3 protein-coding genes are annotated in these 2,808 nt (G+C 71.1%); all 3 read left to right on the top strand.

All coding sequences use genetic code 11. The features are described from left to right. Positions 1-75 precede the first annotated feature (75 nt). Genes ACFT55_RS19905 through ACFT55_RS19915 form a run of 3 tightly spaced genes read left to right on the top strand, consistent with a single transcriptional unit; the run spans position 76 to position 2,769 of the window. Entirely contained in the window at positions 76-1,356 is a 1,281-nt protein-coding gene (locus ACFT55_RS19905) for a glycoside hydrolase family 28 protein (RefSeq protein WP_380245586.1), read from the top strand. Then, the gene (locus tag ACFT55_RS19910) at positions 1,334-1,810 is read left to right on the top strand and encodes a hypothetical protein (RefSeq protein WP_380245587.1); all 477 of its coding nucleotides are present in this window, start codon (positions 1,334-1,336) and stop codon (positions 1,808-1,810) included. Before ACFT55_RS19905 ends, ACFT55_RS19910 begins: the two co-directional genes overlap by 23 nt. Continuing rightward, complete coding sequence (locus ACFT55_RS19915; RefSeq protein WP_380245588.1) at positions 1,807-2,769, top strand: carbohydrate ABC transporter permease; 963 nt, start codon at positions 1,807-1,809, stop codon at positions 2,767-2,769. Before ACFT55_RS19910 ends, ACFT55_RS19915 begins: the two co-directional genes overlap by 4 nt. Positions 2,770-2,808 lie beyond the last annotated feature (39 nt).

A 2,808-nucleotide genomic window follows, 5' to 3' on the forward strand; every position in this document is an offset into this window, starting at 1 on the left:
CGTCTGGCCCTGTCCGGGCCCCCGAACGGGGCCAGACGCCCGCTCACAGCACCCCGCAGCAGCGAGAGGCGACACGTGCACACCCTCGACGACTCCCTCGTGACGGCCACGCTCCAGGCCGCGATCGACGACGCCGGCGCGGCCGGCGGCGGCACCGTGGTGGTGCCCGCCGGGACCCACCGCACCGGGGCGCTGCGCCTGCGCTCCCGCGTGGAGCTGCACCTCGAGGCGGGCGCGGTGCTCCAGTTCGTGCCCGACCCGGCCCTGTACCCACCGGTCGAGGCGCGCTGGGAGGGCGCGCCCGCCACGATCCACTCGCCGTGCCTGTACGCGGCGGGGGAGACGGACGTGGCGATCACCGGCTTCGGCACGATCGACGGCGGCGGTGGTCCGTGGTGGGACACGTTCCGGCACGACCGGGCCGGCCTCGCGCACCCGCGCCCCACCCTCGTCGGGCTGCACGACTGCGAGCGCGTCACCCTGCGCGACGTGCGCCTCACCAACTCCCCGAGCTGGACGGTGCACCCGCTGCGGTGCGACGGCGTGACGATCTCCGGCGTCGTCATCGTCAACCCCGCGGACTCGCCCAACACGGACGGCATCGACCCGGAGTCGAGCCGGAACGTGCGGATCAGCGACTGCCACATCGACGTCGGCGACGACTGCGTGGCCATCAAGGCGGGCACGGAGCACGACCCGCGGCGGGTGCCCTGCGAGAACATCACCATCACCGGCTGCACGATGGTGCACGGCCACGGCGGGGTCGTCATCGGCTCGGAGATGAGCGGTGGCGTGCGCGGTGTCGTGATCAGCAGCTGCGTCTTCGAAGGCACCGACCGCGGCATCCGCATCAAGTCGCGGCGCGGGCGGGGCGGCGTGGTCGAGGACGTGCGGGTGACGAACGTCGTGATGCGCGGCGTGATGTGCCCGTTCGTGATCAACCCCTTCTACTTCTGCGGTCCGGACGGCAAGGAGCCGCACGTCGCGGACCGGGACCCGCACCCCGTGGGCCCGTCCACCCCCGCCTTCCGGCGCATCCACCTGGCCCATGTCACGGCCCGCGACGTGCACGCGGCGGCCGGCTACCTCTACGGTCTGCCCGAGCAGCCGCTCACGGAGCTCACGCTCGACGACGTCACGGTGTCGTTCGCCACCGACGCCGTGCCCGGGGTCCCGGCGATGGCGGACGGCGTCCCGGAGCTGCGCCGGGCAGGTCTCCACCTCGGCTTCGTCGCGGACGCGGACCTGTCGCGCGTGCGCGTGACAGGCTGCGAGGGGCCGGGCGTCGTGGTCGAGGGAAGCCCGGACCTGCGGCTCGAGGGGGTGCGGGTCGATGACGAGCCTCGCGGTGCGTGACGACGCGCCCCCGGTGCGCCGTCGGGCCGAGACGTGGCTCGCCGTCGTCGGGATGGTCGGCGCGGCGATCTTCCTCGGGGGGTTCGCGCTGGTGCTCAACCGCACCGACGAGCAGAGCTTCCTCGACACCCTGTACCCGGCGATGACGGACGCGGGCATCGACCTGGCGTCGTCGGACGCCTACGACGCCGCCCGGACGCTGGCCGCCTGGTTCGGCCTCACCCTCGTGGTGGTGCTGCTCGTGGCTGCCGCCGGGATCTACGTCGCGCACCGCCGTCCCGCGCGCCGGTCGACGGGGTGGTGGTTCCTCGCCGCCGGGCTCGCGTGCCTGTTCGGCAGCCAGCTCGTGCTGTACCCGATCGCCTTCCTGTTCTTCGTCGCCGCCGGGCTGTTCGCCCTGCGACGCCCCCACCAGACCTCCGACCACCTGTCCGAGACCGGGAGCACCTCATGAGCAAGATCCTCGTCGCACCGCGCCCCGGTGGTGACCGCCGCACCGGCCGGACGGGCCGGCCCGGTGACCGGCCCGGTGATCAGGGCCGGATCCACCGGCCCACCACGGGCCAGCGCGTCTTCCGCGTGGTGAACGTCGTCGTCCTGTCCGCGTTCGCGCTGATCTGCGTGCTGCCGTTCATCAACGTGCTCGGCAGCTCGCTGGCGACGCCGGGCGAGCTCGCGACCCGGCCGTTCGTCCTGATCCCGCACACGTTCTCGCTCGACGCCTACCGGTACATCCTGTCGACGTCGACGATCTTCCGGGCCATGGGCGTCTCGGTGTTCGTCACGGTGGTGGGCACGTTCGTGAGCCTGCTGCTCACGTCGCTGATGGCGTACGCGCTGTCGAAGCGCTACCTGCGGGGGCGCCGCGTCATCAACTTCCTCGTGGTGTTCACGATGCTGTTCAGCGGTGGGATGATCCCCACGTTCATCGTGGTCAACAGCCTGGGCCTCATCGACTCGCTGTGGTCGCTGATCCTCCCGGTGGCGATCAACGCCTTCAACTTCGTCATCATGCGGAGCTTCTTCCAGGGCATCCCCGACAGCCTGGAGGAGGCCGCGCGCATCGACGGCTGCTCCGACCTGGGCGTGTTCCTGCGGATCGTGCTGCCGTTGTCGCTCGCGTCGATCGCGACGATCGGCCTCTTCTACGCGGTCTACTACTGGAACACGTACCAGAGCGCGATCCTCTACATCAACGACTCCACCAAGTGGCCGATCCAGGTGCTGCTGCGCCAGATCGTCATCGTGGCGAGCGGCATGAACGCGGACGAGAGCGCGGTGGACGTCGTCCCCCCGGCGCAGTCGGTGAAGATGGCCGTCATCTTCGTCGCGACGCTGCCGATGCTGATCGTCTACCCGTTCGTGCAGCGGTTCTTCGTCAAGGGCGCCCTGATCGGCTCGGTCAAGGGCTGACCTCCCGCCCGAGCGTTGTGGGTACGAAAAGGGCGGGAA

It is taken from the genome of Isoptericola sp. NPDC057191, from assembly GCF_042670225.1.
GTDB lineage: Bacteria > Actinomycetota > Actinomycetes > Actinomycetales > Cellulomonadaceae > Isoptericola.